The 24529-nt window shown below is 59.2% G+C and carries 26 protein-coding genes; 23 read left to right on the top strand and 3 right to left on the bottom strand.

The features are described from left to right. Window positions 1-3: 3 nt before the first annotated feature. The 3 genes from MOV14_RS08255 to MOV14_RS08265 are packed head-to-tail and all read left to right on the top strand — an operon-like array spanning window position 4 to window position 2740. Window positions 4-1011, top strand: a complete 1008-nt coding sequence (locus MOV14_RS08255; protein WP_318536851.1) for a phosphate signaling complex PhoU family protein — start codon at window positions 4-6, stop codon at window positions 1009-1011. Between the two features lie 18 nt (window positions 1012-1029). After that, the gene (locus tag MOV14_RS08260) at window positions 1030-2289 is read left to right on the top strand and encodes a putative sugar nucleotidyl transferase (RefSeq protein WP_318536852.1); all 1260 of its coding nucleotides are present in this window, start codon (window positions 1030-1032) and stop codon (window positions 2287-2289) included. A 13-nt stretch (window positions 2290-2302) separates the two neighbouring features. Continuing rightward, window positions 2303-2740, top strand: a complete 438-nt coding sequence (locus tag MOV14_RS08265; protein WP_318536853.1) for a hypothetical protein — start codon at window positions 2303-2305, stop codon at window positions 2738-2740. On the opposite strand, the gene MOV14_RS08270 is transcribed toward MOV14_RS08265, so the two are convergent. Both MOV14_RS08270 and MOV14_RS08275 read right to left on the bottom strand, forming a co-directional pair. Further along, a complete protein-coding gene (locus MOV14_RS08270) occupies window positions 2718-3164 on the bottom strand; it encodes a ParB N-terminal domain-containing protein (protein ID WP_318536854.1) in 447 nt (148 codons plus the stop codon). The genes MOV14_RS08265 and MOV14_RS08270 overlap by 23 nt on opposite strands. A gap of 374 nt (window positions 3165-3538) precedes the next feature. Next, window positions 3539-4552 (bottom strand): phosphate uptake regulator PhoU, encoded by a 1014-nt coding sequence (locus MOV14_RS08275; protein WP_318536855.1) that lies wholly within the window; start codon window positions 4550-4552, stop codon window positions 3539-3541. A gap of 293 nt (window positions 4553-4845) precedes the next feature. Here MOV14_RS08275 and MOV14_RS08280 point away from each other — a divergent pair, with 293 nt between their 5' ends. From MOV14_RS08280 to MOV14_RS08375, 20 genes are all read left to right on the top strand, one after another. Then, window positions 4846-5280, top strand: coding sequence for an NADH-quinone oxidoreductase subunit B family protein (locus tag MOV14_RS08280; protein WP_326403678.1), 435 nt, complete (start codon window positions 4846-4848; stop codon window positions 5278-5280). Further along, window positions 5267-6895 carry a hydrogenase large subunit gene (locus MOV14_RS08285; RefSeq protein ID WP_318536857.1) on the top strand — a complete coding sequence of 543 codons (1629 nt, stop codon included), beginning with the start codon at window positions 5267-5269 and terminating at the stop codon, window positions 6893-6895. The genes MOV14_RS08280 and MOV14_RS08285 overlap by 14 nt, the downstream gene beginning before the upstream one ends. Beyond that, a complete protein-coding gene (locus tag MOV14_RS08290) occupies window positions 6892-7584 on the top strand; it encodes a 4Fe-4S binding protein (protein ID WP_318536858.1) in 693 nt (230 codons plus the stop codon). Before MOV14_RS08285 ends, MOV14_RS08290 begins: the two co-directional genes overlap by 4 nt. 6 nt (window positions 7585-7590) lie before the next feature. Continuing rightward, on the top strand, window positions 7591-8565 hold the full coding sequence (locus MOV14_RS08295; protein WP_318536859.1) for a complex I subunit 1/NuoH family protein: 975 nt from the start codon (window positions 7591-7593) through the stop codon (window positions 8563-8565). Further along, window positions 8556-8993 carry a hypothetical protein gene (locus MOV14_RS08300; RefSeq protein WP_318536860.1) on the top strand — a complete coding sequence of 146 codons (438 nt, stop codon included), beginning with the start codon at window positions 8556-8558 and terminating at the stop codon, window positions 8991-8993. The genes MOV14_RS08295 and MOV14_RS08300 overlap by 10 nt, the downstream gene beginning before the upstream one ends. Then, window positions 8990-9289, top strand: a complete 300-nt coding sequence (locus tag MOV14_RS08305; protein WP_318536861.1) for an NADH-quinone oxidoreductase subunit K — start codon at window positions 8990-8992, stop codon at window positions 9287-9289. Before MOV14_RS08300 ends, MOV14_RS08305 begins: the two co-directional genes overlap by 4 nt. Window positions 9290-9291: 2 nt before the next feature. Next, window positions 9292-10962 carry an NADH-quinone oxidoreductase subunit 5 family protein gene (locus MOV14_RS08310; RefSeq protein WP_318536862.1) on the top strand — a complete coding sequence of 557 codons (1671 nt, stop codon included), beginning with the start codon at window positions 9292-9294 and terminating at the stop codon, window positions 10960-10962. Further along, window positions 10963-12261: a complex I subunit 5 family protein gene (locus MOV14_RS08315; protein ID WP_318536863.1), complete on the top strand. Its 1299-nt coding sequence runs from the start codon at window positions 10963-10965 to the stop codon at window positions 12259-12261. Window positions 12262-12389: 128 nt separating this feature from the next. Then, window positions 12390-12746 carry an NADH-quinone oxidoreductase subunit A gene (gene ndhC / locus MOV14_RS08320; RefSeq protein ID WP_318536864.1) on the top strand — a complete coding sequence of 119 codons (357 nt, stop codon included), beginning with the start codon at window positions 12390-12392 and terminating at the stop codon, window positions 12744-12746. Between the two features lie 14 nt (window positions 12747-12760). Then, window positions 12761-13279, top strand: a complete 519-nt coding sequence (locus MOV14_RS08325; protein ID WP_318536865.1) for an NADH-quinone oxidoreductase subunit B — start codon at window positions 12761-12763, stop codon at window positions 13277-13279. Then, window positions 13257-13736 carry an NADH-quinone oxidoreductase subunit C gene (locus MOV14_RS08330; protein WP_318536866.1) on the top strand — a complete coding sequence of 160 codons (480 nt, stop codon included), beginning with the start codon at window positions 13257-13259 and terminating at the stop codon, window positions 13734-13736. Before MOV14_RS08325 ends, MOV14_RS08330 begins: the two co-directional genes overlap by 23 nt. After that, on the top strand, window positions 13720-14940 hold the full coding sequence (locus MOV14_RS08335; RefSeq protein ID WP_318536867.1) for an NADH-quinone oxidoreductase subunit D: 1221 nt from the start codon (window positions 13720-13722) through the stop codon (window positions 14938-14940). The genes MOV14_RS08330 and MOV14_RS08335 overlap by 17 nt, the downstream gene beginning before the upstream one ends. 5 nt (window positions 14941-14945) lie before the next feature. Further along, a complete protein-coding gene (gene nuoH, locus MOV14_RS08340; protein WP_318536868.1) occupies window positions 14946-15968 on the top strand; it encodes an NADH-quinone oxidoreductase subunit NuoH in 1023 nt (340 codons plus the stop codon). Further along, on the top strand, window positions 15961-16437 hold the full coding sequence (locus MOV14_RS08345; protein ID WP_318536869.1) for a NuoI/complex I 23 kDa subunit family protein: 477 nt from the start codon (window positions 15961-15963) through the stop codon (window positions 16435-16437). The genes nuoH and MOV14_RS08345 overlap by 8 nt, the downstream gene beginning before the upstream one ends. Next, on the top strand, window positions 16424-16930 hold the full coding sequence (locus tag MOV14_RS08350; RefSeq protein ID WP_318536870.1) for an NADH-quinone oxidoreductase subunit J: 507 nt from the start codon (window positions 16424-16426) through the stop codon (window positions 16928-16930). The genes MOV14_RS08345 and MOV14_RS08350 overlap by 14 nt, the downstream gene beginning before the upstream one ends. Continuing rightward, window positions 16931-17239: an NADH-quinone oxidoreductase subunit NuoK gene (locus tag MOV14_RS08355; RefSeq protein WP_318536871.1), complete on the top strand. Its 309-nt coding sequence runs from the start codon at window positions 16931-16933 to the stop codon at window positions 17237-17239. Beyond that, on the top strand, window positions 17232-18746 hold the full coding sequence (locus tag MOV14_RS08360) for a complex I subunit 4 family protein (RefSeq protein ID WP_318536872.1): 1515 nt from the start codon (window positions 17232-17234) through the stop codon (window positions 18744-18746). Before MOV14_RS08355 ends, MOV14_RS08360 begins: the two co-directional genes overlap by 8 nt. A gap of 14 nt (window positions 18747-18760) precedes the next feature. Beyond that, on the top strand, window positions 18761-20836 hold the full coding sequence (locus MOV14_RS08365) for an NADH-quinone oxidoreductase subunit 5 family protein (protein WP_318536873.1): 2076 nt from the start codon (window positions 18761-18763) through the stop codon (window positions 20834-20836). Continuing rightward, window positions 20836-22194, top strand: a complete 1359-nt coding sequence (locus MOV14_RS08370; RefSeq protein WP_318538154.1) for an NADH-quinone oxidoreductase subunit N — start codon at window positions 20836-20838, stop codon at window positions 22192-22194. Before MOV14_RS08365 ends, MOV14_RS08370 begins: the two co-directional genes overlap by 1 nt. Window positions 22195-22265: 71 nt before the next feature. Further along, entirely contained in the window at window positions 22266-23552 is a 1287-nt protein-coding gene (locus tag MOV14_RS08375) for a glutamine synthetase family protein (RefSeq protein WP_318536874.1), read from the top strand. Between the two features lie 2 nt (window positions 23553-23554). Here the strand turns inward: MOV14_RS08375 and MOV14_RS08380 are convergent, their stop codons facing one another. Continuing rightward, window positions 23555-24298 carry an SIS domain-containing protein gene (locus tag MOV14_RS08380; RefSeq protein WP_318536875.1) on the bottom strand — a complete coding sequence of 248 codons (744 nt, stop codon included), beginning with the start codon at window positions 24296-24298 and terminating at the stop codon, window positions 23555-23557. Window positions 24299-24529: the final 231 nt, after the last annotated feature.

A 24529-nucleotide genomic window follows, 5' to 3' on the forward strand; every position in this document is an offset into this window, starting at 1 on the left:
TGTATGAGCCAGGCTAGGAGGATCGTGAGGCTCGGGAAGAGTAGCTTGTCCGTGACCCTGCCCAGAAAGTGGGTTGAGAAGAACAACCTGAAGGAGGGAGACACCGTCTTTGTCGAGGACTACGACACCTACCTTCTTATAACCTCTGCTCGCCCGCGCGAGGAGTTCCGGGAAGAGGTCAAGGTGCTGGAGGCTACTCAGGGTGACGAGGACTCGGTTGAGAGGATGATCATCGCGCTGTACCAGGCAGGCTACGCCTCGATAAAAGTCGTCTCGAGGTCAGGGAGGGTGACTCCGGAGCTGCGCGAAACAATACGCAGGACGCTGAAGAGGCTCGTGGGTCTGGAGGTGTTCGAGGAGGGCTCCGACTACATACTCCTACAGATGATCGCAGACGCATCAACGGTTGAGATACCAAAGGTGCTAAGCAGGATGGAGGTGCTCATCCTCAACAGCATCAAGGATCTGGAGGAGTTCGCTGCTACCGGCGACACCTCCTATCTAAAGGACATAATCGAGAGAGACGAAGAGATAGACAAGTTCTACTTCCTCCTTAGCCGCCAGGTAGCCCTCTCTATCATGTACAGCTGGTATTCCTCTAAGGTCGGTGTCCAGGACAGAACCCTGCTCATGCCTCTCTTCAACTACGGGAAAACCCTTGAGCGCGTGGGGGACGTGATAGCCAGCCTCGCTAGAATAGCGCACCTCGTCGACATCACCAAGGAGCACGTGCAGCTGATCAGAGCATCCTTCGAGAGCGCGGTAAGAGCGTTTAAAACCGGAGACCAAGAGGCCAAAATGGAGATAACGAAAACCTACAGAGAGTACTTCGACCGCTTCGACCCCTCGAGCCTCCTCGACCACCTGCTAGGGAACATCTTGTCGCTGGCACTAGACATGCTGGAGTCAAGAGTAGAGCTGGAGGTTTTCAAAGAATTCTCCTCCAGGTCCCTCCACCACCTCGATGCAACCCTGCCCAAAAATAAACTTATTTTAAACCGGTCTGCCTGAGCTTCTGGGATTGAGCTCATGCAGGCGGAAAACAGGGTAATCATAGTTTTCGAGAGCCCAGATGACGTCGTGAACCTCCAGCCCTTGACGCTCACGCGCCCAGTTTTCCTCCTCAAGGTCGGCCCGAGGACAATACTTGAGGAGATAGAGGCGGCTGTCGGCGCTCCCAGAGCCCTCTACACGAGGGCGTACCTCGCTGAGCACGTCCAGTCACTGACAGGTATCCCTGTGAACCCGAAGGGCCTGTACAAGAACGTCCTCGTGGTCAACGCTAGCTACCTCCCGCAACAGGGTGTAGCGTGCGGCAACGACGAGGCGTACTTCCACAGGGGCAAGCTGGTCTACGCGTGCCTGAGGGAGCTCAGCGTCGGCGACCCGCTCTCACTCGCGGAGACTGTTGAGAAGGTTGCAGCGGGCCTAGGAAGGCAGGAGCTCAGCAACGCTCTGACTGTAGGCAGGCTCTGGGACCTTCCTAAGCTCCCCCACGTCACGATACCCCGGGAAGCTGCCAGGCTCACGTGGGCGAGCGCTCCTCCCCACGGCGTTAACGTGATCGGCGAACTCTCGCGGCTGCTCTTGCACCCCGAGAGCAGGGTAATACCACCTGTCACCGTAGACACCACCAAGGGCCCCGTTATAGTCGAGGCGAGAGCGGTAGTAGGCCCCTTCACATACATCGAGGGACCAGCCTACATAGGGTCCGAGACAAGGGTTAGGGCCTCAACAGTCATCAGGGCCGGATCCAGCATCGGAGAGGCCTGCAGGGTAGGCGGAGAAGTCTCAGAGAGCATCATGCACGGGTACAGCAACAAGGCCCACGACGGCTTCCTGGGAAACTCCTACGTGGGAGAGTGGGTGAACATCGCCGCTGGCGCGATAACCGGGAACCTGCGTAACGACTACGGGGAGATAGTGGTTTACACACCCAGGGGACCTACTAAAACCGGCGAGACAAAGGTCGGTTCCTTCATAGGCGACCACGCGCGGGTAAGCATCGGCACCATGCTGAACGCCGGGACGATTGTCGGCGTCGCCGCAAACGTCGTAGCGCCCGAGATGGCGCCCAAGTACATCCCAAGCTTCACGCGCTTCCACAGGATGAAACTCGAGGAGATCCCGCTGAAGGAGGCGCTCAGCGCCATAGACAGGATGATGGGGAGGAGGGGGAGAAAGCTCACCAGCGGCGAGGTTGCTATCCTGCGCCACGTTTACGAGGCCACAGCTGAGGAGCGGAGCTACTACGCGAAGTTCTACTCCGACCGCTACGGCAGGCGATAGCTTTATAAACATCGTGAATGAGAAGGCAAAACCTGAGCACGCTTTGGTTAAAGTCAGGATAGCGGGGGAGCTTCACAAGCGGGTCCGCGCCGGGAGGAAGGTCTACCGGGGCTTCTTCGTCCTAATGGCTGACGGCAAGATGCTGCTAAACCTCGGGAAGAGGAACAGCAGAGGGGGCTTCGACGGGGAAAGGGAGATAACATTCGAGAGAACACTCGCGATAGTGGCGAAATCCGGCCCCAGCGGGCTCGAGGGAAGCCTCCCAGACGGGGGCAGGTGGTTCGTACTGCACCTCTCCCCCTCGAGCAGAGAGAGGAGAGTGGTTTTGAAGCTGCCGATCGTGGGGGAAGAGTCCTTAAAGCTAGAAGTCAGGGGGGCGTTCGACATCAAAGAACTAGAGCTCTGCAGGAACTGCGATTACAGAGAGCTCATCGAACTTCGACCCACTTGACGGCCGCGAGCCTCGAGAGGCTCACATTCACAATGGGAGCAACTTCCGAGATGTGCCTCTCGACTCCACCCTCTATAAACACGTGGCGAGTGGTTTTCGGGGGAAAGAGCTCCCCCTTAACAGCCCTCCTTAAGACTTCCCGTTTGTCAAACACAACTCCATCCCTCCAGCTCTTCACGACGATCCTCGGATCCCAGTAGTCCACCAGAACCGCTGGTATAACCTTCAGACGAAGCCTCCTGAAAGCCTCGAAACGGTGGTGGCCGTCAAGGAGAACGAGCTTCTCCCGCTCGACAACGACGGGTTTGACGAGGACTCCTCTACTCTTCAAGTCCTCGATAATAAGCCTCACGTGGTCTTCCATATACATTTCATGTGGTTTTATCGATGAAATGTCCACTAAAGTAACTTTTAGATCATTCATGCACATAAAATGCCAACACTGATGCATATATACTTTTCCAGGGGCGGGTCACCATAACTCGACAGATACCCCTCCCCTGAATGAACGGTGGGGAGTACGAACAATAGTGGTTCCGCTTTAACGCTGGTCACGTGGTATCCACACACGGAAGGAACTGTAATGTCATTCCACTTTCAGTATGGGGCAGAATACACATGCATCTCCATGAAATTAAAAAGGGCATAACAAAGAACCCGATGTACTACCTTAGCGGGACCAAAAGCCAACTTACTTAGTGGAAAAGATAGTGTCTCGCCAGGAGCAGTTGAAAGAGCCACACACTGGAAAAAGGAGAGGAGAAGCAAACCCCCGGAGATTTTTGGGAACACTTAGGTTCAGATGTCGTGCAGGTCTATCGTCGCTTCAAGGATGTCGGAGCTGTAGTCGGCTATACGCCTGTAGCTCCCAATAATCATCCTTAGCGTGGTGAGGAGGAGGGCGTCGCTCACAGTGTACACAGTTGAAAGCTTCTTTTCAATCTCTTTCAATTCTTCAACCTTGCCGTCAAGCAGGTCATTGGCGAGCTTCTTGTTTCTCTCGAGGAACGTTTTAACGCTTTCTTCAAATATCTCAGATACTTTTTCACCGTAGGATACCATCTCCTCAAAGCCGGGGAACTCGCCGGTGATTTTCATAGCCTGTGTAGCGATGCTGGCCGCGTGGTCTCCGATGCGCTCCAGGTTCTTTAAAACCATCCCGTACGACAAGACCTCCTCAGGCCTTGAAAGCCCAATCTCGTCTAAGCCAATGTAGCCTTTGAGTGCGGTGTTCAGCTGTCTGAGACCGTAGAGGTACAGCTTGTCGACGATGTCATCGCGGGCGAAAATCTCTTCGGTGCTCAGCGAGCCGGAGGCCCCTTTCCTTAGAGCATCGATCGTGTCGTAAAGCGTGCTCTTGTTCGTGTCCCTCATCTTGAGGATTATGTTCGAGATAGGTAGATCCTCGACGTTAACGAGAACCTGTATCGTCATCTCGTGAGAGCTCTCGTGCAGCACCTCGGCACCTATCAGCTTCCTGACGGCCACCTCCTTAAGCTTCCTCCTAAGCTCCGGGTCATCGTGGGAGAACTTCAGGTGGATGGTTTTATACCCCACGAGGTACTTCGACATGACTTCGCGCAAAACAGCGCCGTGAGAGGTGTTCTTCGTCACCACAACCTCCGCCGAGGTAATTGCCTGAGGCTTCTTAACGCTGGGTATAACGCGGATCGTACCGTCATGTTCAAGAGTGAGCGTCACGAGGCTACCCTTGGTTATTCCAACGCTCGCAGCCCACTCCTTAGGTATAGAGACTATAAACGTGGAGCCGCCTGTAAGCTGAACCCTTCTGACAAGCTTCATCATGCTCATTTTCTATCAATCTTCTTTCGCAAAACGCGAATATATAGTTTATGATAAGTCTCCGTATCCTATATCGCACTAGATTACACTTGGAACCTCGTCAACGACCGGAAAACAGAAGGGTCTCCCTCTTTGTCCAATATCGTGGAAAAAGAGTTCTTTTATTCAATCGAGAAACAACTGCAAACTGATGGTTTTTGTTAGCTCTGGATACCCCATCTGACCTATGTAAAGAGAAAGCTAAAAAGTTAATAATCGTACTGTTTAATGAAGCTTGATATGTAGTTTTTTCGATAAGTAAATTGTGGGACTATATGATAAGCGGTGTAAGGCGTAGAAGTCTGTGGCTTTACCACTTCAATTCAGGAGGCTGCAACGGTTGCGACATAGAGTTCGTTGCCTCCCTAACCCCGCGCTACGACCTCGAAAGGCTAGGCATCCAATTAGTCCCAAGCCCAAGGCATGCAGACGTCCTGGTAGTGACGGGGCCCGTAACCGCACTCTCCGCCAGCCCCCTCAAAACCGTGTACGATCAGATGCCTGAGCCGAAAATCGTCATAGCACTTGGAACCTGCGCGTGCACGGGCGGCATTTTCTCGAACTGCTACAACGTCATTGGCGGCGCCGACAAGGTCGTTCCCGTAGACGTCAAGATCCCCGGGTGCCCAGCCAACCCTGGTACACTTCTCTCTTACTTGTCGAGGCTCCGAGGGGTGAACACGAATGGGAAGCGCTAGACTGCAGGAAAAGCACAGGGTAACGCCAAACGAGTTCAACCAGAGGCTCAAGGATTTCATGGGCTACGGCTACACTCACCTGATAGCGATAACGGCTGTCGACAGGGGGAGCTACATCGAGGCCCTGTACCATCTTGGAGATCTGTCTGGAAGAGTCGAGCACCTCTCAGTGGAGTTGCCCAAGGGTAACCCCGTCCTACCGGACATCTCGCCCTTAGTCCCAGGGGCGGCTTTCTACGAGCGAGAAGTCTCCGATCTCTTCGGAGTAAGGTTCGAGGGCCTAGGCGAGCAGGGCAGGTTCATACTGCCGGACTGCTATCCACGAGAGGCTCCGCCACCCCTCCTCAAGGACACAAAGCCAGAGACTGTAAGAGAGTACCTGTCGAAAGCGACCACATGCGAGGTCCAAGCCGTTACAATGCAGGCACCTCTATCCCCCGAAAGCGTCGTCGTCCCCTTTGGGCCCTACCACCCTGCCCTGAAGGAGCCAGAGCACCTCAGCCTGGTGGTTGAGGGAGAAGTAATTAAGAAGGCTTTCGTCAGGATAGGCTTTGTACACAGGGGCATCGAGAAAGCGGCCGAGTCGAGAACGTTCCTCAGGGACGTCTTCTTACTTGAACGCGTCTGCGGGATCTGTAGCACCCACCACGCTTGGACTTTCGTTGAGGCTGTCGAAAGGCTTCTCGGCATCGATCCCCCCAAGAGAGCGCACTACCTCCGCACACTCGTAGCTGAGCTCGAGAGGATGCACTCTCACTCCCTGTGGCTCGGTCTAGTGGGTTACTGGATGGGCTTCGAGTCAATGTTCATGTGGGTTTGGGGAATGCGTGAGACAATAATGGACATACTGGAAGAGCTGACCGGTAACAGGGTGCACAAGTCTTTCGTCACAATCGGTGGGGTGAGGAGGGATGTCGGCGACGAGAAGCTGAAAAGCGTCGCTCAGAGGGTCGCGGAGTTCGAGAAATCGGTGAGCAGGGTACTTGAAGAGATTGTGAGCGTCGACGAGTTTATCGAACGGACGAGGAATGTGGGCTCCTACAATGTAGACCAGGCCCGGAGCTACGTGACCGTCGGCCCTGTAAGGCGCGCAGCAGGTGACCCTTACGATGTAAGGAGGATTGAGCCCTACGGAGCATACGGGGAGCTGGACTTCGAGGTTGTAATGAGCAACAAGGGTGATGTCTTCAACCTAGTTCTCGTAAGGCTCAAAGAGCTGGAAGAGTCAGCCGGGCTAGTCGGGCAAATCGTGGCCAAGATGCCCTCCGGAAACCCTGTACCACAGAGGTACTTCATGGGGACTGTTCCAGAAGGCGAGGCTTACGCCAGAACTGAGGCTCCCAGAGGGGAGCTCTTCTACTACGTCAACTCGAACAACACGCACTCACCATACAGGGTTAAGATTAGAACACCCACGCTTCCTAACATCCAGCTAGCGGCGAGCATACTGGAAGGGGCAACTCTTTCGGACTTACCCCTAATCGTGACGAGCATAGACCCATGCTTCAGCTGCATGGACCGAGTTCAGGTCTATGACACGGGTAGTGGAGCTCCGCGCGTTTTAACGCTAGACGATTTTGTTCGGAAAACTAGAGGAAGAAGGGTGATGGGATGAAGGCAAACAGCTCTCTGAAGGTTGTAGTGATGTCGCTTAGGAGCCTCCTCGGTAAACCCGTAACTTTAGACTTGGCGCGCGCGGCTCGAAACGGGGCAGCACGCGGCTACCCTAAGGTAAACCCGGGGAAGTGTCTCGGGTGCGGCCTGTGTGCGCGTTCATGCCCGCCAGGGGCAATAGCGATGAGGAGCGTCGGAAAGAGGGTTGTTGGCGGAAGGGAGGTTGACAAGCAAGCCCCAGAGTTCGACTACTACAGGTGCATATACTGTGGCCTCTGCGCGGACGTTTGCCCGGCGAAAGCGATTGAGATGGCTAAAGGCTCCCCTCTAGAAGTGTTGCCCGCACTAGCTCTAGCCACAACCCAGCTTGACCCCCGCGTGGGAGCAGTGGTAGCCTTCCTCTCAATCTTCCTTGTCGCGTTAGCGGTATATGTCGTAGCCGGTGCTCTGGCGCCGCGGGGTGTGCACTCAGAGAAGGCGCGGGAGCCCTTCACGGGCGGTGTGCCTGTAGCCCCCCGCTGGGAAAAATACTACGTTCCCAGTATCTTCGCCTTCATACTCTTCTTCTTGGTCGTGGAGTCTGTAGCCTTCATGCTTGTGCTGAAGCCGCAGCCGCAAGTAGCCCTACTCGCGATCACCGTACTACTCGCGATCCTCGTGGAGGGCCTGAACCTACTCCGAGAGGGGTGATCAGCCGTGCTGGAGGCGTTGCTTCAGGCGCTGGTGTTCCCTGGGCTCTTTTTCTCGGTGACCATGGCTTTCTGGTTCGAGTACATTGAGAGGAAAATCACAGCAAGAGTGCAGACGCGCGTAGGCCCCCTTTACGCTGGGCCGAAGGGGCTCTTGCAGCCCGTGTACGACTTCCTGAAGCTCCTCGGGAAAGAGGAGCTTATCCCGCGGAACGCGGACCCGTTGCTGTTCCAGCTGGCCCCGGTCATAGCGGTTACAATCCCCGTATTCGGAATGACGTACATCCCCGTAGCCTCGACGTCCATGCCGCTGAGCTTCCAGGGAGATGTCCTCCTCGTCCTCCTGCTTTTAGCGCTGTCGGCGTTCACGATAGCGCTAGCCGGATACAGCGCGACTACCCCGTACACCTCCCTGGGCGTCGGGAGACTCCTTATACAGTACTCCATGTACGAGAGTGTTTTCGCCCTATGCATTGCAGCGGCAGCGGTTCAGGCCTCGGCTCTAAGCCTCGAAGGCATAGTGACCTACCAGGCCCTTCACGGCCCCCTCGCGCTGTACCAGCCTATTGGCTTCGCGGTGGCCCTGATAGCCCTCCTGGCTAAACTGGAGAAGAGGCCCTTCGACCTCCCCCACGCCAAGCAGGAGATCGCAGCAGGGTGGCAAACGGAGTTCTCCGGAAGAAGCCTCGCGTACCTCAGGCTGTACAGCGACTTAAGCATGACTTGGGGCATCTCGCTCGTCACAACATTTTACCTAGGCGGGCCGCTCGGGCCGGGGTACCCGGAGCTAGGCCCTGTTGCAGGCTTCCTGTGGTTCGGCCTGAAAGCCCTCCTGGTGAGCATTGCAATCACCTTGGTCAGTGCCTCGAGCGGCCGTATAAGGGCAGTGGGGCTTGCCAGGCGCTTTTGGGGTAGGCTGTTCCCCCTCACTCTTATCCAGCTGGTTCTAGCTTTTCTCCTAAGGTGGTTTGTATGCTGGTAGAGGTTTTCTGCCTACTGGGCCTCGCCTTCGTGCTCTGGGGACTTTTCTCTAGGAGAACAACGTTCAGCCTGCTTTCGCTTTCAGCCGGGAGCATAATGGTGGCCTTCGCCATCTCAGAGCTGGCGGGATGGGTTCCCGCAATGCTGGTGGCATCGCTGTACGCTGGTGCTCTCGTGGCGCTGATGACTGTCTGGGTTATAGTAGTCGCAGGGGAGAAGGCAAGGATAGACACGATCTACACGCTCGCTCTAGTGTTCATGTTCCTCATAGTGCTCGCAGCGTTGCTCCTCATTTCCAGCAATCAGGCTAGCCTCGCTGGTAGAGCTGTCTTGAGGGAAGCCGACTACCGTGACTTCTCACTTCTCACAATCCTTTTGCTGGTTGCGCTTCTCGGGGGTGTTCACACGGTCCGAGGTGGTGGAGAATGAGTGGTGAGCTTGTGATCGTGAGTACGGCTCTCACACTGGTAACAGCGGGCCTCGCGGCTATAGCTGCCACGAGAAACATGATGAAGGTGATAATGGGGCTCCAGTCCATGGTCCTCGGCTCGCTCCTCCTCCTGGGCCTTGCCTGCGCGAACTCCGGGGCTACGGCTCAGGACATTTTCCTTCTCGTCGCAATAGCAGCCGCGGCGACTGAAGCCCTCGCCATGGCCATCATCATACTCGTCTGGGAGCGCTTCAGGACCATCGATCCGCAGGAGGTCTCTGAGCTGAGGTGGTGAGCATGCTCGCGGACTCCCTGGTATTTGAGCTGTTTGCGGCGTCAGCGCTCGTGACCATTCTAGGTAGGAGCAGGAAGGCGGTGGAAGCCCTCAGCGTAGTCTCTTCGCTCGCTGCGGCCGCGCTGTCAGTTCTATATGCGTTTTCCTCCGATCAGCCTTCACTGCTTGGGCTCCAGCTCTACGATGACCCCCTGTCGAAGCTGATGCTGTGCGTGGTAAACATCCTTGGGTCGCTGATCATCGTGTACAGCCTCGGCTACATGGAGCACGACCCAGGGTACGTGAGGTACTACTCCCTGATGCTCTTCTTTATAGCATCGATGAGCCTACTGGTGCTCTCAACTGACCTCATTATCCTCTACATGTCCTGGGAGCTCGTCGGCGTGTGCAGCGCGCTCCTGATCTCGTTCTGGTGGGAGAAGCCCGAGGCCAGGAGGGCTGGCCTAAAAGCCTTCACGGTCACGAGGATCGGGGACATCGGCTTCATAGTGGCCGCGGCGATCATCCTCTCAGCTGTGGGTACAACGCAGATTCCATCCATCCTATCGTCCTCCACTAGGCTCGGCGGGCAGATCACACCGGTTGCACTCCTGCTCCTCCTCGCTGCTGTAGGCAAATCGGCCCAGTTCCCGCTCTTCGTGTGGCTTCCCGACGCGATGGAGGGGCCAACCTCCGTCAGCGCGCTCATACACGCTGCAACAATGGTCAAAGCGGGAGTCTACCTGATCTCCAGGTTCTACCCGCTCATCGCCTCAAGCGAAGTAGTGCTATCGACGATTGTGTGGCTCTCAACGATCACCGCCTTGCTGTCCGCCCTGTCCGCTCTAGGAGCATCCGACGTGAAGAAAGTCCTGGCTTACAGCACCATTAACCACCTTGCACTCATGTTCCTCGCTCTCGGCCTAGGAGCGTGGACAGCCGCCCAGCTCCACCTGGTCTCCCACTCGCTATTCAAGGCCCTGCTCTTCCTCTGCGCAGGCCTCATCATACACGAGGTCGGAACGCGTGACTTGGACAAAGTGTGGGGCTTGTGGGGCAGCGGGATGAAAGTAACGGGGGTGGCCTTCCTCATCGGAGCGCTCAGCCTTGCAGGTGTCCCACCTTTACCGGGCTTCTTCACGAAAGAGCTCATATTCACGGCTCTCGAGGAGAAGTACCCAGGCTTACCGGGAGAAGTGCTAGTCTTCACGGTTTCACTTCTCTCAGCTATGTATATTTTCAGGCTGTTCTTCAGGCTGTTCTCCGGTTGCTGCGGTGCCCGAAGGATTCACGAGCATAACCTGCCTATGTTGCTACCTATAGTGCTTCTGGCCTCCTTAACGCTCGGTGGGTACCTTGTTCTCGTCGAGGTCTCTAAGCTACTCGGGGCTGAGCCGGAGTTCTACGATGTAAACCCCCTTGCGCTCCTAGCGCTCGTCGCGGGCCTGCTGCTGTCCTATGCCGTCTGGGACAGGGCGAAGGGATGGAGTCTCAGGAAAGCTATGTTGCCGATTGCACGCATAGCCGATAGGGGCTTCTACGTTGACGCCGCCTACACAGCTCTCGCCTCCTGGTTGACTGGAACCCTCTCCAGTATCTCTGTTAAGCTTCAGAGAGGCATCCCATCGGTCAACACCCTGTGGCTTATGGGCTTGCTCCTAGTTCTTCTGATGGTTGTCCTGGGGGTGACGTAGATGACGCTTGAAGAAACTGTTATTATCACTACTCTCGCAGGGGAACTGTCGCTGATCTTGACCAGAGTCAAAAGCGGGGAGGCTCGACGAGTAGCCTCGACGATAGCTGCCGCCAGCGTGCTGGCCTACCTTCTTCTCTGCTCCGCCTCTGAAAGATCGCTGGCGGGCTTCATCGGCTTAACCTCAACGGCGATAGGGCTGGTTGCAGTCCTGGCGGCCTATAGCCTGCTCAGCGAGGATGTTTCAGCCCACAACGCGTTAACAGTGGCTCTCTGCTCCTCCGCCACACTGCTCGCGGCTTCGACGGACCTCATAAGGCTCTTCATCGCCTGGGAGGTTCTCAGCGTCTCCGTCGTAGCCCTCACTGCCTACCATAGGGACAAGGAGGGTGCCGAAGCCGCCCTGAAGTACATAATGCTGTGCGGAGCTGGAACAGCGCTAGCGCTGGCGGGAATCGCGCTTACAGTGGTGGAGACCGGCAACACGTCGATCGAGGCAGCCCGATCCGCAAGCCCGCTGGCGAAAACGCTCTTGCTTGCAGGCTTCGGCGTCGAAGCCGCGCTCTTCCCCCTGCACTTCTGGCTCCCAGATGCGCACATGGCTGCACCCAGCACCGCGAGCGCAGTCCTGTCAGGCATAGCTATAGAGTCGGCGGCCGTCCTCGTGTACAGGCTCGTGGGCGGAGACCAGCTCATGAGGACCATTATCGCGCCGCTCGCGCTAGCGGGGGCGCTGGTAGGGAACCTGTCGGCACTCAGGCAGGACGACCTAAAAAGGCTCCTAGCCTACAGCAGCGTGGCGAACGTGAACTACATCCTGCTCGCGTGGTCAACAGGGAACGCGCTCGCCACAAGATACGCCTTCCTCCACATACTAGCCCACGGCCTCCTGAAGGCCTCGCTTTTCATCGTTTCAGGTGTGCTCCTAGCCGTCTACGGCACGAGGTCGCTCTCAAGGCTGTCGGGCACGGCCTCGAGGGACAATATCCTGAAGTTCACAGTGGTGCTGGCGGCAATGGGCCTAACCGGAGCCCCACCACTCCCGACTTTCTGGAGCGAGCTTTACATGGGTGTCGGGCTGTTCCAGAGCAGTCTCGCTCTCGGGCTAGGCTTCCTGGCCTCCGTCGTGATCTCCTTCGCGTACTACCTCAGAGTAGTGTACACCCTAGCTGCGGGAAGCGGGGAACCTCTGCACGGGAAGCGTTTACCCTCCATTCTAGCACTGAGCCTGGTGTCCGCGAGCATCCTCGTTTTCCTCCTCTACGCCAAGGTGCTTGAGAATTTTTTACCATCTCTTTAACTTTGTAAAGGCAATACTGATACATGTAAAAGAAAGGTGTTCTGAGTTCATTGTCTAACTTAAAAAGTGTATATATGTCTAGTAACTTAAGGTTTATATACGCGGCGCGGGAGTATGAAGGGAGCTTCATGCCTAGCCCCGCTACGACGCTATTCCTCGTCACGTCGGTAGGTCTTCTTGCGGGCGCGTTAGTTGTACTGCTAGCGTTGCTCCTCGAGAGGGGTCCAGAGGGCAGGTTCAAGCGCGTCAGGTACGAGGCAGGCAACCCGCCCTCGGGGGAGGCCAAGACCAGGCTGCCTTTCCAGTACTACGGTTACGTGATCCTGTACCTCGGGGTCGAGCCCCTGGTCGTGCTTCTCTACTTGCTCCCCTTCTCCAGCTCCAGGGCCTCTCTCATCCCCGTAGCCTCGGTCCTGGCTCTGCTCCTCCCCGTCGTCGCCTGGGGTGTCGCCATGTCTGACAAGATCGAGGATTGGAGGATTTAGCCGAGGATGAGCCTATGTCGTGCCCCTTCGGGTTCGTGCTTGTGGGGAACATCGAGGAGTCCGCCAGGAAGGCCACAAAGTGGCTCGTGGAGAAAACCCCGATCAGGTCCCTGCGCGACTGGGCTATAGCGTTCAGCCTCTGGCCCGTCCACTTCACCACTTCCTGCTGCGGAGCCGAGTTCGCCGCGGCTAGCGCGCCACGCTTCGACGCGGAGCGCTTCGGATTCCTACCATTCAACTCCCCACGGCAGACCAACCTGCTTGTGATCGAGGGAACGCTCACGAGGAAGATGGGTGAAGCCGCGAAGATAGTCTACGACCAGATGCCTTGGCCCAAGTTCGTGATAGCCATGGGCGCGTGCGCTATCGACGGGGGGCTGTTCTACAACAGCTACAACATCGTGAAGCCCAAGGACATTTTACCCGTCGAGTACTTCATACCCGGTTGCCCGCCCAGGCCTGAAGCAGTCGCCCGTGCGATTTTGATGCTCCAGGAGAAGGTGAGGAAGGGTGAGTGGAGCAGAACCCGTTAGCCTGGTTGAGCAGAAGCTGAGGGAAAAGGGGTTCGAGGCAGCCGCTGCGCGCGGAGTAGTCAAGGTGAGAGCGACCCCTGATAGGCTGCGCGAGCTCGCGGAGGAGACAGTTAACCTGGGCTTCGACCACCTCGCCTCCGTTGAGGGTGTAGACTGGCCTCAGGAGGGGGTCGTAGAGGTCGTCTACCACGCTGAAAGCTACCGCGAGGACCTGAGAGGCGTGCTCGTCGAGATAAGGGTGCGCGTTCCCCGCGACGACCCGAAGCTCCCGAGCCTCATCGACGTTTGGCCAAACGCCATACTCCTGGAGAGGGAGACGTGGGAGATGCTCGGGGTGGTTTTCGAGGGGAACCCGGACCTGCGCAGGCTACTACTACCCCCAGACTGGTCCGGGCCCCCGCCGCTAAGGAAGGATTTCAAGGTGGTGGAGGAGGGTACCTATGTTGAGGTCGAGTGAGGCAGGCGGAGTGGTTTACAGCAGGCTCATTGCTAAGGAGGGAGACGAGTCGACGTACGAGCTCTTCATAGGTCCTCAGCACCCCGCTTCAGGGCATATGCGCTTCATAGTACGCCTTGAGGGGGACATCATAGTGAGCGTGGACCCGGACATAGGCTATGTCCACCGCACCATGGAGAAGCTGGCCGAGGGCCGCGAGGTCATCAAGTCCATACCGCTCCTCGAGAGGATGACGATAATCGACAGCCACAACGTGACGTTAGGCCTGGTACGCGCGCTCGAGAAGCTGCTGGACGTGGAGCCGCCCCCACGAGCCAGGTACCTGCGCACCCTGCTCAGCGAGATCAACAGGATCGCCAGCCACCTCTACGGGATGGGGATAGCCGGGATCATGCTCAACCACTCAACCATGTTCATGTGGGCTTTCGGGGACAGAGAGGTGTGGATACAGCTAGCGGAGGACCTGAGCGGCTCGAGGCTAACCCACACGTACAGCGTGCCCGGCGGGGTGAGGCGCGACCTACCCCAGGGCTTCGCGGATAAGGCTGAGAAGGCGATAAGGTACATGGAAAAGAGGCTCAGAGACTACATGGCGATATTCCTCGACAACCCCCAGGTTCGGGCGAGGTACGAGGGTGTTGGTGTTCTGAGGAAGAGCGAGGCCAGCAGGCTCGGGATAGTCGGGCCGAACCTGAGGGCCAGCGGCATCAGGTACGACGCGAGGCTAGCCGAGGACTACGCCGCCTACAGCGAGCTGGAGTTCGAGGTGCCGGTGCGCGAGGAGGGCGACGCCCTCGCCAGGATGCTCGTGAGGGTCGAGGAGATAAAGCAGAGCATGAGCATCATACGACAGGTTTTGAGGAAGATCCCCGACGGGCCATTCTTCTCGGAAAAGTACCTGCGCCTCCTCCCGCCTCCTCTCCGCGAGCAGGTTGCGAAGACCGGGAGGGTGAAGTTCCCCGGAGTGTTCGCTTCACTCAAGCTGCCGGAGGGTGACGCGGTTAGCCGGGTGGAGATGGGCCACGGGGAGATATTCTACCACGTGACCGGGAACGGCTCCACGAAGCCCTACAGGCTCCGCGTCGTAACCCCCTCCTTCCGCAACGTCATACTCTTCAGGTACCTGATGCCCGGGCACAGGTTTATGGACTTCCCGGCGATTTACGGTAGCCTAGACTACTTCCCGCCTGAGGCGGACAGGTGATCGGCATGAGTTGGGGAGACGCATTATCCTGGCTTTTGAGGCTTCTCCTTAGCCCGCAGGTTTTCGCGCCTCTGATATTCCCGGGCTTGCTGACAGCGCTTGTCGTTCTGCTCACGGTGATCTGGGCTGAGAGGAAGATAGCGGCACGCGTGCAGATGCGCGTGGGGCCGCTGTACGTGACAAGGAGGCTCGGCGGCGTGCTGCAGATGCTGGCTGACGGCACGCGCTACATGTTCCAGGAGTTCATAATCCCCGCCACCGCTGACAGGCTACCTTTCCTGTTTGCACCGGTCCTGGCGTTAACCCTCGCCATAGTGCCCTTCGCCTTCATCCCAGCTGCGCCAGGCTTCTCGCCCATAAAATCACCCTACTCCCTGCCAGCCGCCCTGGCGGCGATCTCGGCTGTACCGCTCTCAGTCCTGCTCATGGGGTGGTCTTCCAACAACAAGTTCGCCATCCAGGGTGCCGTCAGGGAGGCGTTCATGGGTCTGGCCTACGAGGCCGTCGTCTTCATCAGCGCTCTCTCCATGGGCGTGCTCTACGGGACGCTGGACCTCGAGGAAGCCGTTTCCAGGCAGTGGCTCCCCGGCCTTCTCCTGAACCCCGTGGCCGCCTTCGCGTTCTTCGTGGGCATGGTCATGAGCGCGGGCAAGCTGCCCTTCGACATCGTTGAGGGCGAGCAGGAGATAGTGGCCGGCCCCTACGTGGAGTACAGCGGGATAATATTCGGCATAGGGATGGGCCTAGCGTACCTCAAGCTGTACTCCCTATCCCTCATCTACACCCTTCTCTTCCTCTCCGGCTGGGAGCCCGTGGTTGCCCCGCTCTACAGCCTCTACCCCGGCCTCGGAGGTGTCCTCCTGTTCGCCAAGGCCTACCTCCTAATGCTCTTCATCGTCTTCCTAAGGTCGGTTTACGGCAGGTACCGCCTTGACCAGGCGCTCAGAGCGGGGTGGAGGATTTACCTGCCGCTCTCTCTAATCTCCCTTTTAATATCCATACTCCTAAGGGTGGTGGGTGTTGTCTAAACCCGTATCCTCATTCAAGCTGCACTTGAGAGCAGTTGCAACAGGGCTGAAGTACCTGCTCTTCCCCAACAGGATCACGGTCTACTACCCCGAGGAGTACGTCGAGCCCCCGGAGGGCTACAGGGGGCTGATCCGCTACTACCCTGAGAGGTGCATACAGTGCGGCCTCTGCGCGATGATATGCCCGGCCTCTGCAATGAAGATGTACAGGACCAAGACCGACAGGAAGGGGAGGCCGGGCGTCAACTACCAGAGGTGCATCTTCTGCGGCTTCTGCGTGGACATATGCCCCCAGAACGCCCTTGAGATGACCAAGGTCCACGACGTAGCCTACGAGTCCCTAAACGAGCTCGTAGTGCCGCCGGAGAGGTTCTCGCAGGAGCCCGTCTCACCCGCGGTGGCGGGCGGGGCTAGGAGGCTTAAAACGGTTTTTGACGAGGAGAGGGGGTTGAGGCATGAGCTGGCTTAATCTGTTTGATGTATACCTGGCCCTAGCGTCGCTCGCGGCAGTGGTGGCCGCGGGCCTTGCCGTGAAATCGCGCGAGGACTTCTACTCCGCTGTCATGCTCGGGCTGACCGGCCTCGCAACCGCGTCCTTGATCGCGCTCCTGGGCTACGGATTCGTAGGAGTTTTCCACGCGCTGGTCTACGTCGGCGCGACGGTCATGTTTGTGGTGTTTGGGGTCGTGCTGATAGGTCGCACAGGTGGGTTTGAGAGGAAGTCCCTCGCCCCCGCAGCCCTCGCGTCGCTTCTGCTGACGCTGGCGCTCTACCTGTTCCTCACAGGCATCTCGCAGGGCACCACACCCGTCGCCGCGCTGAAACCCTCGAGGGTGCAGGAGATCCTCTTCGAGGAGCACCCGCTCGCCGTTTTCTACCTCGGGGCATCCCTGGCCGTGTTGGTCATCGCAGGGGTCATGCTCGCGTCCGGAGGCTCCTCGGATGCACGAGAGGTGGTGTAGATGGAGTCGCCTGTACTGCTTGTTGTCCCCGCGGTTCTCATGGGGTTAGGCGCCCTAGGCGCCATCACAAGCAGGAGCGCGGTAAAAGCGCTGATATCGCTCGAGGTGATGTTCAACGGCGCCCTCCTGGCTCTCCTCATGCTGGCCTCCAGAGTACCTGACGAGGCCTCATCGCTCGCCCTGCTCGCGATCTCTCTCAGCGGTGTTGAAGTAGGTGTTCTGATCTCGATATTCGTCCTCCTCTTCAGGAGGACTAGGAGTGTTGATGTTTATGAGGTTCCGGGTTTAAGAGGTGGTGAAAATGAGTAGTGTCCCGTTTTTATGGCTGGCCGTGCTAGCGCCGCTAGCTTCAGCCGTACTGACAGTGTTCCTGGGAAACAGGAAGAAAGCCGCTGGTGTAATCAACTCCCTCGCGCTATTTACCTCGGCAGCATCCCTGCTGGCAGCTTACGCGCTCCACGCGTCTAGCAAGCCGTGGGCAGACCCCTTAAGCTTCACAGTTGACGGGCTCGGAACATTCGGCCTACTGCTCGACGCCCCCTCCTTCCTCGTTGCGTTCTCGATAGCCATCACCACAGCGCTGATCGCTCTCTACAGCATACCGTACATGGAGCACCGCTTCGAGGAGATGGAGCACGAGGGCGTCAGGCCGCCGGGCTGGAGGTCCTACTACTTCCTGTACACTCTCTTCTCGCAGGCCATGATCGGGACAGTCCTGTCCACGAACATAATCGAGTTCTACGTGTTCCTGGAGCTCACGCTCATCCCGAGCTTCCTCCTGATAGCCTTCTACGGCTACGGCGACAGGATCAGAATAGCGATAATGTACCTCCTCTGGACCCACGTCGGCGCCCTACTGTTCCTCATCGGCGCCCTGACCGTGGGCTTCCAGAGGGGCTTCGACTTCATCGACGCCATGGGTAGCTACAGGCTCGCGGCGGGCGAGGGGGTAGCGCTAGCCCAGTACGCCTTCTGGCTCATGATCCTGGGCCTCTCCGTCAAGCTGGCGGTCCTAGGCGTCCACATGTGGCTACCATACGCCCACGCCGAGGCCCCAACCCCGATCTCAGCCCTCCTGAGCCCCAACCTCATCGGACTGGGAGGAGCCATGATGTTCAGGATAGTCTACGTCCTCTTCCCCAGCACCTTCGCCGCCAACAGCCCCATCCTCACGGTGTGGGCCCTAGCCACGATAATCTATGGGGGCCTCATGGCCCTGAGCCAGACCGACTTCAAGAGGCTCCTAGCCTACAGCAGCATCTCCCAGATGGGCTACCTGCTACTAGGCCTCTCAACCGTGACGGCCTACGGGGTTGCAGGCACGTTCCTGCACTACATGGTCCACGCCTTCGGCAAAGCAGTCCTCTTCGGCGTCGCGGGAGCACTGATAGCGACCTACCACGGGCTGCGGGACATAACCAAGATGGGAGGACTCGCCGAGAAGATGCCCTACACGGCGGCCCTCGCCCTGCTCGGCTTCATGCACATCACGGGTATACCCCCCACAGCCGGCATCTGGAGCGAGTACCTGATAGTGAGGGGCGCGGTCGAGCGGACGCTGCAGGCTGGCCCCGCGTGGTACACGGGCACAGCGCTGGCGCTTTTGGTAGGCATAGGGCTCTCAACAGCCTACGCCTTCCTCACGATGCGGAGGATATTCTACGGCCCACTGCGCTTGAGCGAGGCGCGCGAGGCGAAGAGCCAGCTCCTACTGCCCCTAGCCCTCCTAGCGGCAATGGGCATCGCCTCCTTCCTGCTTGCATCCCCCCTAATAGACCCCCTGGTGACTCAGCTATCGCAGGTGATCCGTGGCTAAAAGGGTGAAGGACATTGCAGGAAGCGCTACTACTAGCCTGGCTCGCACCCTACTTCGCGACCGCAACCGTCATGGTGCTCAGCAAGTCGTCCTGGCGAGCCAAGTCACTCGTCTCCATCGCCGCGCTCCTACTGTCAGCCCTAGCCTCGACCGTCGGCCTCCTAAAGGTGGCTCAGGGCCACGAGGTCCACGTGTACTTCCAGTGGGTCAAAACCCTGGGCGTCAACATCGGCGTGCTCTTCGACGGCCTCTCCTCGATCATGGCGGCCGTGGTCTCCTGGCTCAGCTTCCTCATAGCGGTCTACAGCTACGAGTACATGCGCGGAGAAGGGGGAGAGACGAGGTACTGGCTCTTCTTCACGTTCTTCGTCGGGAGCATGATGCTCCTCGTCCTCTCAGACAACCTCCTCACCATGTTCATAGGTTGGGAGGGCACAGGCCTTGCGAGCTACGCGCTGATCGGCCACTGGTTCACAGACGAGGAGGAGAGGTGGGTCGGAGACCCAGGCCGCAGGGCGCTAGGCGTGCCCATGTGGTTCGAGCCCAGCCACTCAGGGCTCAGAGCCCTAGTCTTCACGAGGCTAGGCGACGTCGGCATGGTATTCGGGGTCGCGACGCTGCACACGCTCCTCGGGACAACGCTCCTAAGCGAGGTCGCGCGGGGCACGTGGGCCGCAAGCCTGCTCACCAGAGGCATTCTGCCGGCTTTCCTCTGGTTGCTCTTCCTCGGCGCCATGGCCAAGAGCGCCCAGTTCCCCTTCCACGAGTGGCTCGTCACCGCGATGACGGGCCCAACCTCTGTCAGCGCGCTGATCCACGCCGCTACGATGGTCAAGGCGGGCGTGTACTTCCTCCTCCGCTTCGCCCCAATCCTCGTGGCCGCCCACGCGGCGCTAGCGGCCGCTGGCGCGCCGCAGGCCATACCCTCTTTCCTCGAGAGCCTCGCCCTCATAGGCGCCTTCACGGCGTTCATGATGGCTACGATGGCGCTCGTCAGCAGGGAGCTGAAGCTCATCCTGGCGTTCTCGACGGCGAGCCAGCTGGGATACATGTTCATGGGCGTAGCCGTGGGCACCCTGGCCCTCGGGTCGATAGGCGGCCTCACAGCGGGTCTAGCCCACCTGATGAGCCACGCGGTTTTCAAGGCGGCGCTCTTCCTGGCGGCCGGAGCCGTGATACACGCAGTGCACAGCCGCTTCATAGACGACATGGGGGGCCTAGCCTCATCCATGAAGCTCACAGCGACGGCGTTCCTCCTCGCGGCGCTGAGCCTCTCCGGGATACCTCCCTTCGCGGGCTTCTGGACCAAGGACGAGATAATCCACCTGTCAGCCGAGGCTGGTCTGCTGGTCCCCACGCTGCTGGCCGTCGTAACCGCCGGGCTCACGGCCACCTACACGGCCCGCGTCTTCGCCAGGGTGTTCGCGGGGACGCCGCGCGAGCACCACGCCCACGAGCCCGGCCCGGCGATGCTGGCGCCCTACCTCACGCTGGGCCTGCTCAGCCTGGGGCTCGGAATAGCTTGGCCCTTCGTGAGCAAGGGCTTCGAGTCCACGCTTGAGCACACACTAGGAGTCACCCAGAGCGCCCCGCTGTCCGAGGCGGCGCCCATAGCAGGGGCCACAGAGGCCACCTTAGCGTTAGCGCTCCTAGGCTTCCTAGCAACCCTGTACCTGTACGCCTTCAGGGCATGGGACCCCTACGCGAGGGTTAGGGAGAGCGGGCTCCTGAGGGGAATCCACAGCTTCCTCTACGACAGGTGGCTCATAAACCCAGTCTACTACAGGGTGATCGTCGCGGGCTTCAGGAAGCTTTCAGAGCTAACGTACAGGTTCGTAGACTCGGGCCTCGTGGACGCGCTCTACCACAGGGTCCTGCCGGCCGCGTTCACAGGCCTCTCGAGGATAACGTACAGGCTCATCGAACCCGGCTACGACGCGCTCCTCCACACCCACCTCGTGAACCTCTTCAAGGCCCTCTGGTCAAGCTTCAGGAGGATGCAGACAGGCCGAGCCCCACACTACCTGATCTACCTCTGGCTCGGCGCCTCAATCCTCCTGCTACTCGTGCTGACGGGGTGGTTCAGGTGATGGAAGTAGTCTACGCTAGCCTGGGCGTCGCGTCGGCAGCCATCGTTGCCCTGCTCTTCGCCGGTAAGCGGGGAGCCCTGGCCCACGCCACAGCCGTGGCGGCGCTAGCGTCGCTCCTAGCCCTAACGCTCTACAGCTTAACCCTCACCCCCATCCGGGAACGCGAGGTCGCGGCAGACTGGTTCTCCCTTGCGGTGGCGGCCATAGCCCTGCTCGACGCCCTGATCAGCGTCTCTGGCTTCCGGGGGCCGGCGGGCGAGTACAGGTACGAGAACGGGGCCTACATCCTCGCGATCGCGGGCGTGACGGGCCTCCTGGGGGTAGCGTGGTCGGGGAGCATACCGGTGCTCTTCACCTCGTGGACGCTATTCTCCGTCTCGAGCTACGCGCTGATAGCCATACCGCGGGACGCGTACTCCGCCTCGGGAGCCGCGAAGTACGGCCTCATGAGCCTAGCCGCCTCAAACCTCCTGCTGCTCTCGCTCGGGGTCGTAGCCGTAGCAACGGGGAGCCTGCAGCTGAGCCACCCCGTCTCAATACCGCTCGCAGCCGGCCTGGGCGCCACGGCGCTCCTGCTAGCGGCAGTCGGCTTCAAGATAGGCGTATTCCCCTTCCAGGCATGGCTACCCGACACTTACGGCTACTCAGACCCCCTCCCCGTCTCAGCAGTGGCCCCGCTCTCCAAGGCAGCCACAATACTCGCGCTCTACAAGCTCTCATCGATCCTAATACCCCAGGCCCAGGAGAAGTGGCTGCTGCTCGTAGGCGCCCTAGCCGTCCTGACCATGACGTACGGCAACGTGACCGCGCTGCTCCAGAGAGGGCTCCAGAGCCTACTCGCGTACAGCAGCATAGCCCAAGCAGGCTACCTGCTGGTGGGCCTAGCGGCCCTCGCCGCCCCCGAGGCGAGGAGGATAGCCCTCTACGGCCTTGCGCTCCAGCTACTAGCCTACTCGCTCGCGAAGACAGGCCTCTTCCTGCTCGCGAGGACGGTGCGCAGGCACGGCGGCAAGCCCCCAGCCCTCGACGAGCTGAGAGGACTCTCCCAGGCCAACCCGGCCCTCGCGGCCTCAGCGGCTATACTTACCCTGAGCCTGATGGGGCTGCCGCCGCTCGCGGGCTTCTGGGGCAAGCTGTACCTCTTCCTGGCCCCCGTGTACACGGCCCCATGGCTGACATCCCTAGCGCTCATCAACACGGGCATCGCGGCCGCGTACTACGCCAGGCTACTGAAAGCTATCTACTTCGAGCCGGGGAGCGTGAGGCTGCAGGGCTACAGGGCGACGGTCGCGGCGGTGGAGGCCTGCGCGGCTATTACGGTTGCAGCCGCGGTGATCCCGCTGTTCATACAGCCATAAAGCTGGAGGCTCGGAATTTTTTACAGCTTTTCACCAGTAAAGCTTTTCAAACCTTCCGTTAGTAGGCGTATATGCGGGTAGCAGAGGCCTTTGAGCCAGAAGCCCTTGAAAGGCTCGTCCTCCGCGGCGACGTGAGGTACTTCTCAGTCATCTTCCAGGACCTAGACGGGAGGATCCACGAGAGGGTGCTCAAGGCCAAGAACCCTGAAGCGCTCACCGGGGGCTTCCGGGTAGACGGCTACTCCCTAGGCCTAGCCAGCATCGAAGACTCGGACCTCACAGTCATACCCGACCCCTCCACCCTGAGGCTGGTCAACTCGCCCCTAGGCAGAACAGCCATCCTCATTGGAGACCTCTACTACGGGTCCAAGCCCCTCCCCACCTATTCCCGCCACATCCTCAGGGAAGTTGCCGAGAAGCTAGGCTTCGACCCCCTCGTTGGCCTCGAGGTCGAGTTCTACCTCACCAGCGGGTACAAGCCCGCGGACAACGGCTACTACTGGTCACCCCTCAGCAGCACAGCCTCCTCCTTTCTAGCCGGGGTAATAGAGGAGCTTGAGAACGCCGGCATAGGGGTGCACTCGGCGCACCACGAGGTTGGGCCGGGCCAGTACGAGCTACTCCCAGAGCCCATGAGCCCCCTAGCGGCGGCCGACGCCCTGCTCCTCATCAAGAAAGTCGTCTGGCACAAGGCCGCCCAGCACGGCCTAAGCGCGACGTTCATGCCCAAGCCCTTCACAGGCCTACCCGGAAGCGGCCTCCACCTGCACCTCAGCGCCCACAGGAACGGGTCGAACATCCTCGTGGAGGACGGCCAGCTCACCGAGCAGGGGCTCAGCTTCATAGCAGGCCTCCTCGCCCACGCCAGGGCCAACGCGCTACTCACAAACCCCACCGTCAACTCCTACAAGCGCCTCATCCCAGGCTTCGAGGCCCCCGTCCTCGTCGCGTGGGGTGTGGGGAACAGGTCCGTCCTCGTCCGGGTACCGAGAGGCCCAAGAGGCGCCTCGGGGACCGTCGAGTACAGGCTACCGGACTCCTCCGGGAACGTGTACCTAGCACTGGCGGCTGTGCTCTCGGCTGGTGCCGACGGGCTGAGTAGGAGCCTCAAGCCCCCGCCCCCCTGCAGCGAGAACGCCTACAAGCTGGCAGGCCTCGAAGCCGTCCCGCGGACCCTACACGAAGCCGCGAGCCTTGCTGGTAGCGCAACCCTCCCTGAAGGCGGTGGCAGGGAGGCCATAGGGCTGCTGGTCGCCTCCAAGCTGGAGGAGTGGGAGAGCTACATCAGCTCCACGGGCGCGACCCCGTCTCAGACGGAGGTGACGGAGTGGGAGCTGAAGAGGTACTTCGACAGGTAGCCTTAGAGCGGCTTCAGCCTCTCGAGGTACTTCTCCAGGAACCTCCTGTTCGCCTCATCCCCGCCGGGGACGTTAGAGCTCATCCACACCTCAGGCTCGACGCCCTTCTCCAGGAGTATCTCCACAGCCCTAGCCACGATGGACTGCAGTATGAAGGCGCACACGATGGTGGAAACGGGCGCGACCCTCTGCGGGAAGCCCTCCAGCTTCAGCACGGCGTCACCCGCCGGCACCTTGTTGTCGATCACGATGTCGGCCAGCTCGTACAGCCTCTTGCCGAGGGGGTTCGAGGCAGGGACGCTCCGGCTGTACTCGACGCTCGTCACGGCTATCACCTTCAGTCCCCTCCTCCTCGCCTCGTCGGCCATCTCGACGGGCACCGCGTTCTTACCCGAGTTCGACACGATAATTAGGACGGAGTTCGGGTACAGGGGGACTGAGTCGAGGATAGCCTTAGCGTAGCCCGGCGTGCGCTCGAGGAAAGTGCTCCTCAAAGCCCCACCGAGGCCCGAGAGGCTGAGGTCGAAGAGCGGGTAAACCCTGACGAGCCCACCAGCCCTGTAGAACATCTCGAGCGCCATGATCATCGAGTGGCCAGTCCCGAAGACGTAGACGAACCCGCCCCTGGCCAGCGACTCCGCGACGAGCCCAGCGGCCTTCTCGAGGTTCCCCTCCTCCGAGAAGAAAACCTGGCCCAGGAGCTCCGTAACAGCGACGTAGAACTTCTCGAGAGCAGTACCCGGCACCGCTCACACCTCATACGGAAACCGCGCCCCCGGCTATTTAAAGCATCGCCACGCCTCTCAACGAAGATCGTAGGGGAAAGGACGGGTTTAGCGTATGGGCTCAAAATAGACGCAACCTATCCCGTTTTTACTGGAAACTCGCTGCAAGAACATTATCTTTATTATGGAAAGTGCTTTCCGCATAAAATGAAAAAGATAGAAATATAAGGAACCTTGACGAAACGAGAAAGC

The sequence above is a fragment of the Infirmifilum sp. NZ genome, from assembly GCF_022693705.1.
Taxonomy (GTDB): Archaea; Thermoproteota; Thermoprotei; order Thermofilales; family Thermofilaceae; genus Thermofilum.